The following is a 12,405-nucleotide window of genomic DNA, read 5'->3' as shown; positions in this document are numbered from 1 at the left end:
TCCTGACCCAGGAGCGGCTGCTGCGCCGCGACATGGGCGTGGGGGAGTTGCTCGGCATGGTCCAGGCCGGCCTCAGCCACACCCTGGGGCGCATCGAATTCGAGGACCTCATCGGCAAGGCCGCCGCGGCGTTGACCGGGCGGCTGCTCGACGACTTGGACGAAATCGGTGAGCGGCTGTTCATCCAGCGGATCGAGTCCCGGATCTACCCGGAGATGCGCGAGCTGGTGCGCGCTCACATGGCCCGCGGCCACACCGTGGTGCTCAGCTCGTCGGCGCTGACCATCCAGGTCAACCCGGTCGCGCGGTTCCTCGGGATCCCCAACACGCTCACCAACAAATTCGAGACCAACGACGACGGCATGCTCACCGGTGGCGTCGAGAAGCCGATCCTGTGGGGTCCGGGCAAAGCGGCTGCGGTGCAACGCTTCGCCGCCGAACACGGCATCGATCTCAAGGACAGCTACTTCTATGCCGACGGTGACGAGGACGTCGCCCTGATGTACCTGGTCGGCAATCCGCGGCCGACGAATCCCGAAGGCAAGATGGCTGCGGTGGCCAAGCGCCGCGGCTGGCCGGTTCTGAGGTTCAGCAGCCGCGGTCCCGTGGGCCTGCGGCGCCAGTTGCGCACGCTCGCCGGCTTCGGATCCATGTTCCCCGTCGCGGCCGGCGCGGTGGGTGTCGGTGTGCTGACCCGCAACCGCAGGCGCGGCGTCAACTTCTTCACCTCCAACTTCTCCCAGCTGTCGCTGGCGATCGCCGGAGTGCAACTCAACGTCATCGGCAAGGAGAATCTGACCGCGCAACGCCCAGCGGTCTTTATCTTCAACCACCGCAACCAAGTTGACCCCGTCATCGCCGGTGCTCTGGTGCGCGACAACTGGGTTGGTGTGGGCAAGAAGGAGCTGGAGAAAGACCCCATCATGGGCACGCTCGGCAAGCTGCTGGACGGCGTGTTCATCGACCGCGACGATCCGGCCGCCGCGGTGGAGACGCTGCACGCGGTCGAAGACCGCGCGCGCAAGGGGCTTTCGATCGTGATCGCCCCGGAGGGCACCCGGGTCGACACCACCGAAGTCGGCCCCTTCAAGAAGGGGCCGTTCCGGATCGCGATAGCCGCGGGCATCCCCATCGTCCCGATCGTGATCCGCAACGCCGAGCTCGTCGCCGCCAGGAACTCGACAGTCATCAACCCGGGCACCGTCGACGTCGCGGTCTTCCCGCCGATCGCGGTGCAGGACTGGACGCTTGACACGCTGCCCGAGCGCATCGCCGAGGTGCGCCAGCTGTATCTGGACACGCTCGCCAACTGGCCCGCTAAAGGGCTCGACGAACTGCCGCAGGCCGACCTCTACGCCGAAAAGAAAGCGGCCGCCAAAGCCCGCGGCCGGACCCCCAAAGCCACCGCCAAGAAAGCGGCGGCGAAAAAGACTCCGGCCAAATCGGCGAGCAAGGCCCGCCCGAAAAAGGCTGCGCCCAAGGCGAATCCGAACGCATCCGAGGTTGCTCTCAAAGACGGTGAGGTGCAACAGCCCGCCGCGGACGGAACCGTCGGCGCCGAATCACCGGAATCGCCGCCCCGAGGGCATCCGTGACCAAACCGGCGGCCGATACCAGCGCGATCCTTGCTGGAACAGACTCGCTGGTATTGGCGTCGATGGCCTCTCCGGTCGAGATGGAACTGGTCACGACGTGGCTGGATCAACAGCGTGCCGGCCACCCGGGCGCGAACTTCGACCTGGTCAAACTGCCGGCACTCGACGCTTCGCCGGAAGCGATGACATCCCTGGCGGAGCAGCTCGACTCTGGAGAAGATCGCTCGATCGTGCCGGTGCGGGTGTTCTGGCTGCCCCCGCCGGATCGCGGGCGGCTCGCGAAGCTGGCCGGGCTTTTGCCCGGCCGGGATCCCTACCATCCCAGCCAACGCCTGCAAACGCAGATCCTGCGCGGCGCTCCGCGGCGGGCGCGGGTGGTGGCCGGCGAATCGGCCACGGTTTCCGAGCTGCGCCGGCAGTGGCGCGACACCACCGTCGGCGACGACAAAAGCGATTTCGCCCAATTCGTGATCCGCCGCGCGATCTTGGCGATGGAACGCGTCGAATACCGAATCCTCGGGCCTCACTACAAGTCGCCACGGCTGGTGAAGCCGGAGATCTTGGCGTCCAACCGGTTTCGCGCCGGCCTGGCGAAGATCCCGGACGCGACCGTCGATGAGGCCGGAAAGATGCTCGACGAACTCGCCACCGGGTGGAGCAGGGCATCGGTCGACCTCGTCGGGGTGCTCGGCAGGATGCTCAGCCGCGGGTTCGATCCAGAGATCGACTACGACGGCTATCAGGTCGCGGCGATGCGCACCGGTCTGGAAGCCCACCCGGCGGTGCTGTTGTTTTCGCACCGGTCCTACATCGACGGCGCGGTGGTGCCGGTGGCGATGCAGGAGAACCGGTTGCCGCCGGTGCACGTGTTCGCCGGCATCAACCTGTCGTTCGGGGCGATGGGCCCGTTGCTACGGCGTTCCGGTGTCATCTTCATCCGCCGCAACATCGGCAACGATCAGCTCTACAAGTACGTCCTTCGCGAATACGTCGGCTACATCGTCGAGAAGCGGTTCAACCTGAGCTGGTCCATCGAAGGCACCCGCTCGCGCACCGGAAAGATGCTGCCGCCCAAGCTCGGTCTGTTGGCCTATGTTGCCGACGCATATCTGGACGGCCGCAGTGAAGACATTCTGCTGCAACCGGTTTCGATCAGCTTCGACCAGCTGCACGAGACCGCCGAGTACGCCGCCTACGCCCGCGGCGGGGAGAAGACGCCCGAAGGCGTCGGCTGGTTGTACAACTTCATCAGGGCGCAGGGCGAACGCAACTACGGCAAGATCTACGTCCGATTTCCCGAGGCCGTGTCGATGCGCCAGTACCTCGGTGCCCCGCACGTCGCGGTGACGCCGGACCCGGACGCCAAACGGCTTGCGCTGCAGAAGATGTCCTTCGAGGTCGCATGGCGGATCCTGCAGGCGACGCCGGTGACGGCGACGGGCCTGGTGTGCGCCTTGCTGCTGACCACGCGCGGCGCGGCGTTGACGCTGAGCCAGCTGCATCACACGCTGCAGGACTCGCTGGACTACCTGGAACGCAAACAGAATCCGATGTCGACCAGTGCGCTGCGGCTGCGCTCACACGACGGCGTTCGCGCGGCGGTCGACGCGCTGTCCAGCGGGCACCCCATCACCCGGGTCGACGGCGGCCGGGAGCCGGTGTGGCGGATCGCGCCCGACGAGCAGCACGCCGCGGCGTTCTACCGCAACTCGGTGATCCACGCCTTTCTGGAGACCTCGATCGTCGAGCTTGCGCTGGCGCACGCCAGGAACGCCGACGGAGACCGCATGGAGGCGTTCTGGGCCCAGGCGATGCGGCTGCGCGATCTGCTGAAATTCGATTTCTACTTCGCGGACTCGGCGACCTTCCGGGACAACATCGCCGAAGAGATGGCGTGGCACCACGATTGGGAAGCCCACGTCGCCGCCGGCGGCCAGGAGATCGACGCGCTGCTGTTCGCCAAGCGTCCGTTGATGGCGGAAGCGATGTTGCGGGTGTTCTTCGAGGCCTATGAGATCGTCGCCGACGTGTTGCGCGGCGCCCCGGCGGACATCGGCCACAAGGAACTGACCGACTTGGCGTTGGGCGTCGGCCGGCAGTATGTGGCACAGACCCGGGTCCGCAGCAGCGAGTCGGTGTCGACGCTGTTGTTCGCCACCGCGCGCCAGGTCGTCGACGACCAGGACCTGATCGCGCCCGCCTCGGACCTGGCCGACCGGCGAACCGCCTTCCTGCACGAACTGCGCGACCTCCTGCAGGACTTCAACTACGTCGGACGGATCGCGCGGGATCAGTTCCTGGCCCGCGAGTTCAAGGCGCGTCAGGACCGTCTGGACAGCCAGGCTCGGTAGCCGGTGCCGCCCGCCAATACCCTGGATGTATGACCGTCGCCCCGCCGGCCGGCAAGGCCCCGGCCGAGGCCGCACCCCAGCGCCGCGCGCTGGTCTGGCCCGTACTGGCCGGTGTCGCGGTGCTGGCCGGCTGCACGGCCGCCGGAATCGGGACGCTCTCGCTGGCAAGCGCGTTGACCGCGACCGGTCTGCCCGATCCGGGTCGGGTGACCACGCTGGGGTTGCCGTTCGTTCGGGCGGCGGGCGAGATCGCCGCGGTGCTCGCGGTCGGGTCGTTCCTGTTCGCCGCTTTTTTGGTGCCGCCGCAACGCGGCGGCGTCCTCGACGCCGACGGCTACCGCGCGCTGCGGCTGGGGACGGCGGCGTCGGGGGTGTGGGCGGTGTGCGCCGCCCTGCTGGTCCCGCTGACCATCTCCGACGTGTCCGGTCACCCCGTCGCCGACCTCAGCCCGCTGCGGATGTGGTCGTTGGCGAGTCTGATCAGCACTGCCTCGGCCTGGCGCTGGACCGCGATCCTGGCCGCGGTGATCACGGTGGCGAGCCTGTCGGTGCTGCGCTGGTCCTGGACGCCGGTGCTGCTCGCCGCGTCGGTGGTGACGCTGATTCCGCTCGGCCTGACCGGGCATTCGTCGGCCGGCGGTTCGCACGACCTGGCCACCAACGGCCTGCTGATCCACCTGGTCGCCGCCAGCCTGTGGGCCGGCGGCCTGCTCGCCCTGCTCGCCCACGCCCTGCGCGGCGGTGACCACACGGGCCTGGCGGCGCGGCGGTTCTCGTCGATCGCGCTGTGGTGTTGGGTCGCGATGGCCTTGAGTGGGCTGGTCAACGCCCTGGTGCGCGTCCATCCGACCGACCTGCTCACCACCGGCTATGGGCGTCTGGTGGTCGCCAAGTTCGTCGCGCTGTGCCTGCTGGGCGGCGTCGGCTGGCGCCAGCGGCGCGTGAGTGTGGCTGCGCTGCAAGCAGATCCGGGCCGCACGGGGGCACGCGGCGCGCTGATCCGCCTGGCGCTCATCGAGGCCGCCCTCTTCGGGCTCACCTTCGGCGTCGCCGTCGGGCTGAGCCGCACCGCGCCGCCACCGCCCCCGGCCCGGCTGCCGTCGGTTGCCGAAGCGGAGATCGGTTACGGCTTCGACGGGCCGCCGACCGTGGCGCGCATCCTGTTCGATTGGCGCTTCGACCTGATCTTCGGCACCGCGGCCATCGTCTTGGCCGCGCTGTATGTGGCGGGTGTGGTGCGACTGCGTCGCCGCGGCGACGAGTGGCCGCCGGGCCGGACCCTTTCCTGGCTGCTCGGCTGCCTGGCGTTGCTGTTCGTGACGTCCTCGGGTGTCGGCCGCTACATGCCGGCGATGTTCAGCATGCACATGGTGGTTCACATGTGCCTGTCGATGCTGGTGCCCATTCTGTTGGCGCTGGGCGCCCCGGTCACCCTGGCGTTGCGGGCGCTGCCGGCGGCCGGACGTCACGATCCGCCGGGCATGCGGGAGTGGCTGTTGACCGCGCTGCACAGCCGCTTCTCGCGGTTCCTCACCAACCCGGTCGTGGCCACGGTGCTGTTCGTCGCCGGGTTCTACGGGCTGTATCTGTCCAACCTTTTCGACACCACCGCGAGCAGCCACGCCGGACATCTGGCGATGAACGTGCACTTCCTGTTGAGCGGCTACCTGTTCTATTGGGTGGTGATCGGAGTGGACCCGACGCCGCGACCCATTCCGCCGCTGGCCAAGGTCGCCGTGGTGTTCGCCTCCTTGCCGCTGCACGCCTTCTTCGGGGTGGTGTTGATGGGCACCAAGAAGGTTCTCGGCGCCGACTATTACCGCTCGCTGGGCCTGAGCTGGCACACCGATCTGTTGGGCGATCAGCGGCTGGGCGGGGGTATCGCCTGGTCGGCGGGGGAATTCCCGTTGGTGATCGTGCTGCTCGCGCTCATCGTGCAGTGGGCACGCAGTGACCGTCGCACCGCCAAACGGCTGGACCGCGCCGCCGACCGCGACGATGACGCCGAGCTGGCGGCCTACAACGCGATGCTCAGCCAGCTGGCGCAGCGCGAGACGTCGGGACCGCTGCGCGATACGCCGCGCGAGGAGTCCTCAGCCGACTAGGTGTAGGCGGATCGATCCACAGTGGCGGTTTCGTCCACAAGGCTGGTGGGCCGGCGCTCGTTCGCCGTCGAGCCGTCGGTACCGCCGGGCTTACTGGCAGCCATAGCCAGAAAGCAATCGAGAAGGGATCAGCCAATGTTCGAGACACCGCTTACCGTCGTCGGCCACATCGTCAACAACCCCGAGCGCCGACAGGTCGGCACCCAGGAGGTCATCAAGTTTCGCGTCGCCAGCAATTCCCGGCGGCGCACGTCCGACGGCGGCTGGGAGCCGGGCAACTCACTGTTCATCAACGTCAACTGCTGGGGCAAGTTGGTGACCGGCGTGGGCGCCGCATTGGGCAAGGGCGCACCAGTGATCGTGGTGGGCCATGTGTACACCAGCGAGTACGAGGACCGCGACGGCAACCGCCGCTCGTCGCTGGAGATGCGTGCGACGTCGGTCGGACCAGATGTGTCGCGAGCAATCGTGCGCATCGAGAAGCCGGGCTACACCGGTCCGACTCCCGGCGACGCCAGCGCAACCCAAGCGGATGCGCCCGACGCTGCGGCGGAAGGCGCCGGGGCCGATGGCAGCGTCGAGTCCGACGACGCAGCGCCGCTGACGCTGTCGGCTTAGCTGCGGGCTGAGCCCGCGAGCAACCATCCAAGGTGAAAGATGACCCGGCACACGACGTTCCGTTACTGCCTCGATCCGACATCCGAACAGCGGAGCGTCTTGGTTCGACATGCGGGCGCCTCACGCTTCGCGTTCAACCAATGCTTGCGGATGGTCACGGATGCGTTGTCAGCCCCAACCAGCGCGCCGGACAAGGTGGTCCCTTGGTCGGGTTTCGACCTGATCAACGCATTTAATGCATGGAAGAAGACCGACGCGGCGGGCCGGACGTTCGCCGTCGATACGGACGGAGTCACCGAGATCCGGGTTACCGGATTGGCCTGGCGAACCGAAGTTTGTCAACAGGTGTTCGAGGAGGCCGCTGTTGACTGTGGTCGGGCTCTGGCCGCGTGGGCGGATTCCCGCACGGGCAAACGGACGGGCCGTCGCGTCGGCTTTCCTCGCTTCAAGCAGAAGAACGGCACCATACCATCCTTTCGGTTGCGCAACCGGCATCGCAATGGCGTTTGGCAGGCAATCCGGGTAGGCGAGGGCCATGCTCGCTCTATCACGGTGCCCGGGCTCGGGGTTATTCGGGTCCACGATGACACACGTCCGTTACGGCGTCTGCTTGCTAAAGATCGGGCCAAAGTTCGTTTCGCTACCGTCAGCTACCGTGCTGGACGGTGGTGGGTGAGCCTGAATGTCGAAGCTGCCGAACTGCATACGGCTCGCCGTCACCGTGCCAGGCCATCGAACGACCACACTGGCTGGGTCGGTGTCGATCGAGGGCTGTCGGCGTTTTTGGTTGCGGCGAGCTCCGATGGTCGTCAGCTTAAGCGCGTCAATGATCCGCCAAGGGCACTAGCCCGCGGCCTCCAACGCCAGCGCCGTCTTGCAAGGTCGTTCTCACGCAAACAAAAGGGCTCGAGGAACCGCAATGAGGCCGCGGAGAAACTGCGTCGGCATCACCATCGTGTCCGCAACATTCGCCGGCATTTCCTTCACCAGGTCTCCAGCGAGTTGGTCAAGACCCACGACCGGCTCGTCCTCGAAGATCTGAACATCGCGGGCATGATGGCGAACCACCGACTCGCCAGAGCTATTTCGGATGCCGCTTGGGGGGAGTTCGCCAGGTTGGTCCATTACAAGCAAGCTTGGCGTGACGGCGTGGTTGCAGTGGCGGATCGCTGGTATCCATCGAGCCGGATATGTTCGGTATGCCAGGCACGCAACAACGAACTGACATTGGCGGATCGATTCTTCACCTGTCCTGAGGGACATCGCCTTGACCGCGACCTCAATGCCGCTGTCAATCTTGCATCCTGGGGTGAGGAGCGTGACCGCGTCGGTGGCTAATACCCGATTCCGGGTCCGGGAGCCCGAAGCACGAGCCCCGGTTAAAAAGGCCCGCCGACGGAAAGGCTCTGGCCGACACCTCGCGGGTGTTGGCGAAACCCTTCCGAGGGACGCGGGAACAGATGTCCAGGCCGAAGTATCGGCTTGAACAGACGACGCCCGAGAGGGGCGGCGCCGGTGACTCAAGGTGGTCATCGGACGCGCTTTAGGATGGTCGCGAGATCACTCTGCAAACCAGAAAGGCATAACCGCGGCATGGCTGAGTTCATCTACACGATGAAAAAGGTCCGCAAGGCGCACGGCGACAAGGTGGTCCTGGACGACGTCACGTTGAGTTTCTATCCAGGGGCCAAGATCGGTGTCGTCGGCCCCAACGGCGCCGGCAAGTCGAGCGTCTTGCGGATCATGGCGGGCCTGGACAAGCCGAACAACGGTGATGCCTTCCTGGCCAACGACGCGACCGTCGGCATCTTGCTACAGGAGCCGCCGCTGAACGAGGAGAAGACCGTCCGCGGCAACGTCGAAGAAGGCCTGGGCGAGATCAAGGTCAAGCTCGATCGCTTCAACGAGGTCGCCGAGTTGATGGCCACCGACTACTCCGATGAGTTGATGGAGGAGATGGGTCGGCTGCAGGAGGAACTCGACCACGCCGACGCGTGGGACCTCGATTCGCAGCTCGAGCAGGCCATGGACGCGCTGCGCTGCCCGCCGCCCGACGACCCGGTGACCAATCTGTCCGGTGGTGAGCGGCGCCGGGTGGCGCTGTGCAAGCTGCTGCTGTCCAAGCCCGACCTGCTGCTCCTCGACGAGCCGACCAACCACCTGGACGCCGAGAGCGTGCAGTGGCTCGAGCAGCACCTCGCCTCCTATCCAGGCGCGATCCTGGCCGTCACCCACGACCGGTACTTCCTGGACAACGTCGCCGAATGGATCCTGGAATTGGATCGCGGCCGCGCCTACCCGTACGAGGGCAACTACTCCACGTACCTGGAGAAGAAGGCCGAACGGCTGGCGGTGCAGGGTCGTAAGGACGCCAAACTGCAGAAGCGGTTGACCGAGGAGTTGGCGTGGGTGCGCTCCGGGGCCAAGGCGCGCCAGGCCAAGAGCAAGGCACGGCTGCAGCGCTACGAGGAAATGGCCGCCGAGGCCGAGAAGACGCGCAAGCTCGACTTCGAGGAGATCCAGATCCCGGTCGGTCCGCGACTGGGCAATGTGGTGGTCGAGGTCGAGCATCTCGACAAGGGCTACGACGGCCGAACGCTGATCAAGGACCTGTCGTTCACCCTGCCGCGCAACGGCATCGTCGGCGTCATCGGCCCCAATGGGGTCGGCAAGACCACGCTGTTCAAAACCATCGTCGGTCTCGAGCAGCCGGACAGCGGCACGGTAAAGGTCGGCGAGACCGTCAAGCTGAGCTACGTCGACCAGACCCGTGCCGGCATCGATCCCAAGAAGAACGTCTGGGAAGTCGTTTCCGACGGGCTTGACCACATCGTCGTCGGCCAGACCGAGGTGCCGTCGCGGGCCTACGTGTCGGCGTTCGGGTTCAAGGGACCCGACCAGCAAAAGCCCGCCGGCGTGCTCTCCGGTGGCGAGCGCAACAGGCTCAACCTCGCGCTGACGCTCAAGCAGGGCGGAAACCTCATCCTGCTGGACGAGCCGACCAACGACCTGGATATCGAGACCCTGAGCTCGCTGGAGAACGCCCTGGTGAATTTCCCGGGCTGTGCGGTGGTGATCTCGCACGACCGGTGGTTCCTCGACCGCACCTGCACGCACATCCTGGCCTGGGAGGGCGACGACGACAACGAGGCGAAGTGGTTCTGGTTCGAGGGCAACTTCGGTGCGTACGAGGAAAACAAGGTGGAACGGCTCGGTGCCGAAGCGGCCCGGCCGCACAGAGTGACCCACCGCAAGCTGACGCGCGACTAATGTCGGCTCTGCCCCCCGCCGCGCAGAAACGGGGCGATTGAGCGCATTGACAACCGTCGCCAGTTGGGAGCAGTCGGCATGACGATCGATCCCGGAGCCAAACAGGATGTCGAGCCATGGACGACCTTCACCCAGCAACGGGACATTCCTGGATGGATCTCGAACGCCTATGTGGAGAGCTATCGCGGTCCGCATAACGACCAATCAGGGGGCGCGGAGACCGGGCGCATCGACCTGACGGTCCCGGCGGGGATCGTCACCCCGGCCATGCTGAGCGCGCACTATCGGCTCGGCGCGCACCGACCCGACGGCGAAAGCCGCGTCGCGGTCTACCCGGCGGAGGATCCCGCCGGGTTCGGGCCGGCGCTGCAAGTCGTCACCGACCACGGCGGCATGCTGATGGACTCTGTCACCGTGCTGCTGCACCGGCTCGGTGTCCCGTACACGGCCATCATGACGCCGGTGTTCGACGTGCATCGCAATCCCGCCGGAGATCTGGTCAGCATCGAGGCGAAGTCCAAGGGCGCATCGCAATACGCCGGCGAGGCGTGGATACATGTGCAGCTCCTGCCGTCCGTCGACAGCAAGGGCCTCACCGAGGTCGAACGTCTGCTGCCCAGGGTGCTGGCCGACGTCCAACAGGTCGCCAGCGACGCGTCCGCCTTGATCGCCGTCCTGAACGATCTGGCCGCACAGGTCGAAGCCAACCCGGACGACCGATTCTCGGCGCCGGACCGGGACGACGTTGCGGCCCTGCTGCGCTGGCTGGGTAACGGCAACTTCCTGCTGCTCGGCTATCAGCGCTGCCACGTGCACGACGGCCGGGTCTCCGGCGACGGGACACCCGGCCTCGGCGTGCTGCGCACCCGCACCGGTTCCCGCCCCCGGCTCACCGATGACGACAGGCTGCTGGTCCTGGCGCAATCGGTGGTGGGCAGCTATCTACGGTATGGCGCCTACCCCTACGCCATCGCCGTCCGCGAGTACGTCGACGGCGGGGTGCTCGAGCACCGCTTTGTCGGGCTGTTCACGGTTGCCGCGATGAACGCGGACGTCCTGGAAATCCCCACCATCTCGCGCCGGGTCCGCGAGGCCCTGGCGATGGCCGACAGCGACCCGATCCACCCCGGCCAGCTGCTGCTCGATGTCATCCAAACCGTTCCGCGCTCGGAGCTGTTCACGTTGAGTGCCGAACGGTTGTTGGCGATGGCCGAAGCCGTGGTGGATCTGGGACCGCGACGAAACGCGTTGTTGTTCCTGCGCGCCGACAGCCTCCAGTACTTCGTTTCCTGCCTCGTTTATCTGCCCCGCGACCGCTACACCACGGCGGTGCGGCTCAAGATCGAAGACATCCTGGTCCACGAATTCGGCGGCACGCGACTGGAATTCACCGCGCGGGTCAGCGAATCACCGTGGGCGCTCATGCATTTCATGGTCCGACTGCCTTCCGATGATCCCGGCGGCGCACCGGTCGACATCTCCGAGGACAACCGGATCCGCCTCCAAGCCCTGCTGAGCGAAGCGGCGCGCACCTGGACCGACCGGCTGATCGCCGCCGCCGCAGAAGGCTCCGTCGGGCACGCCGACGCGGAGTACTACGCGGACGCCCTTCCCGAGGTCTACAAGCAGGCCGTCGAACCGGCCGACGCCATCGACCACATCGCGATCATCAAAGAGCTGCAAGACAACTCGGTCAAACTGGTGTTCCTCGAAGGCGAGAATGGATCCGCCCAGCTGACCTGGTTCATGGGCGGACGCACCGCCTCGCTGAGCCAGCTGCTGCCGATGCTGCAGAGCATGGGCGTCGTGGTGCTCGAAGAGCGGCCGTTCACGGTCACCCGGTCGGACGGGCTGCCGGTGTGGATCTATCAGTTCAAGATATCCCCGCACCCGACCATCAGGTCGGCGTCGACGCAGGCCGAGCGCGACGAGATGGCCGAGCGATTCGCCGACGCCGTCACCGCGATCTGGCAGGGACGCCTCGAGATCGACCGCTTCAACGAACTGGTCATGCGCGCGGGGCTGCGATGGCCACAGGTCGTGCTCTTGCGTGCGTACGCAAAGTACTTGCGGCAGGCCAACTTCCCCTACAGCCAGTCCTACATCGAATCGGTGCTCAACGAGCACCCCTCGACCGCGCGATCGCTGGTCGCGCTGTTCGAGGCACTGTTCGACCCCAACCCGTCAAGCTCCTCGACGAGTCGTGACGCACAGGGGGCCGCGGCGGCGGTCGCCGCCGACATCGACGCACTGGTGGGTCTGGACACCGACCGCATTCTGCGTGCCTTCGCGTCGCTGGTGCAGGCCACGTTGCGGACCAATTATTTTGTCACGCACGAGGGCTCGGCCCGGGCCCGCAACGTGCTGGCCATCAAGCTGGACGCCCAGCTGGTCGACGAGCTGCCACTGCCGCGCCCCAAATACGAGATCTTCGTCTATTCGCCCCGGGTCGAAGGCGTGCACCTG

At 66.5% G+C, this 12,405-nt stretch carries 7 protein-coding genes; all 7 read left to right on the top strand.

Features of this window, described 5'->3' with window-relative positions; all coding sequences use genetic code 11:
- On the top strand, positions 1-1,595 hold a 1,595-nt coding region (locus tag Q0W90_RS18955), incomplete at its 5' end, for an HAD-IB family hydrolase/lysophospholipid acyltransferase family protein (protein ID WP_297775825.1).
- A complete protein-coding gene (locus Q0W90_RS18950) occupies positions 1,592-3,946 on the top strand; it encodes a glycerol-3-phosphate 1-O-acyltransferase (protein WP_297775822.1) in 2,355 nt (784 codons plus the stop codon). The genes Q0W90_RS18955 and Q0W90_RS18950, both read left to right, overlap by 4 nt.
- Before the next feature lie 29 nt (positions 3,947-3,975).
- Positions 3,976-6,051 (top strand): cytochrome c oxidase assembly protein, encoded by a 2,076-nt coding sequence (locus tag Q0W90_RS18945; RefSeq protein ID WP_297775819.1) that lies wholly within the window; start codon positions 3,976-3,978, stop codon positions 6,049-6,051.
- 135 nt (positions 6,052-6,186) lie between these two features.
- Positions 6,187-6,669 carry a single-stranded DNA-binding protein gene (locus tag Q0W90_RS18940; protein WP_297592542.1) on the top strand — a complete coding sequence of 161 codons (483 nt, stop codon included), beginning with the start codon at positions 6,187-6,189 and terminating at the stop codon, positions 6,667-6,669.
- Between the two features lie 39 nt (positions 6,670-6,708).
- The gene (locus tag Q0W90_RS18935; RefSeq protein ID WP_297592544.1) at positions 6,709-8,007 is read left to right on the top strand and encodes an RNA-guided endonuclease TnpB family protein; all 1,299 of its coding nucleotides are present in this window, start codon (positions 6,709-6,711) and stop codon (positions 8,005-8,007) included.
- Between the two features lie 255 nt (positions 8,008-8,262).
- Positions 8,263-9,939, top strand: a complete 1,677-nt coding sequence (gene ettA / locus Q0W90_RS18930; protein ID WP_297592546.1) for an energy-dependent translational throttle protein EttA — start codon at positions 8,263-8,265, stop codon at positions 9,937-9,939.
- Between the two features lie 78 nt (positions 9,940-10,017).
- Positions 10,018-12,405, top strand: a 2,388-nt coding sequence (locus Q0W90_RS18925) for an NAD-glutamate dehydrogenase domain-containing protein (protein ID WP_297775816.1), incomplete at its 3' end; no start/stop codon positions are given.

Origin of the sequence: Mycobacterium sp., from assembly GCF_025933915.1 — a bacterium.
Taxonomy (GTDB): domain Bacteria; phylum Actinomycetota; class Actinomycetes; order Mycobacteriales; family Mycobacteriaceae; genus Mycobacterium.
The sequence above is the reverse complement of the archived record's forward strand: the minus strand, read 5'-3'. Positions and strand labels throughout refer to the sequence as shown.

Excerpts from the sequence above, each read along its gene's own strand:
- Q0W90_RS18940 (WP_297592542.1), top strand. The coding sequence starts at position 6,187 with ATGTTCGAGACACCGCTTACCGTCGTCGGCCACATCGTCAACAACCCC.
- Q0W90_RS18945 (WP_297775819.1), top strand. The coding sequence starts at position 3,976 with ATGACCGTCGCCCCGCCGGCCGGCAAGGCCCCGGCCGAGGCCGCACCC.
- Q0W90_RS18935 (WP_297592544.1), top strand. The coding sequence starts at position 6,709 with ATGACCCGGCACACGACGTTCCGTTACTGCCTCGATCCGACATCCGAA.
- ettA (WP_297592546.1), top strand. The coding sequence starts at position 8,263 with ATGGCTGAGTTCATCTACACGATGAAAAAGGTCCGCAAGGCGCACGGC.